Raw genomic sequence first — 701 nt, 5'->3', positions numbered from 1 at the left:
GGGGGCAGAGATCAGTCGAAATAGGTGTACTGGTCGCCACCGCCCAGGACGATGCGGTCAATTTCCCGCCCGCCCTGGTCGTACACGCTGACCTCGCCGGCGGGCACCGCGCCCGCCGGCACTTCGCGGCCACCCGAATACACGACCGAATTGAAGGGCAGGCCAAGAATCTGACCGCCCGGGGTCAGCACTTTCCAGGCGCTCAGCCGCGTGCCCCCGCCGCTGTACACCCCCACCGTGGCCGTGTCGGCGTGGTCGCTGTTGGCGACCGTGCCTTTCCACTGGCCGTCCAGGTAGGCCCGGAGTTCCGTGGGCGTGTACTCCAGCCGGATCGTGGCGCCTTCCGGTGGTGTGGCCACCGCCCACTGCTGCAGCACCGTCCCCGCGCCGCCAACCATCACGAACAGCACCAGTTTCGTGCCGCCGTCCTCCAGACTCAGGGACACCCGGTTGTTGTTGTCCACGTAGCGGGCGTGCAGGATACCTGCACTACCCTGCACATGCATTTCCACGCCCCCGGTGGTACCCACGGGACGGCGCCAGCGGGCAAAATCCACCCCGCCCGTGCCCTGCGCGGCCTCGCCATCGGTGGCCCAGGCGCCGCCCGTGACCTGCCAATCGGGACCCAGGTCGGCGGCCACGCGGGTAAAGTCGTCCTGGGCCAGTGTGACCATGCTCTGCCCGTTGCCGCCCACGCTGCG

General features: G+C 69.2%; 1 protein-coding gene. It reads right to left on the bottom strand.

All coding sequences use genetic code 11. The features are described 5' to 3' along the window. Positions 1-11: 11 nt before the first annotated feature. Positions 12-701 (bottom strand): hypothetical protein (locus K7W41_RS23365; RefSeq protein WP_224612950.1); only part of this gene is annotated, 690 nt, incomplete at its 5' end.

It is taken from the genome of Deinococcus multiflagellatus, from assembly GCF_020166415.1.
Lineage (GTDB): Bacteria > Deinococcota > Deinococci > Deinococcales > Deinococcaceae > Deinococcus > Deinococcus multiflagellatus.
Note: the sequence above shows the minus strand (reverse complement) of the source record. Positions and strands in the feature narration are given on the sequence as shown.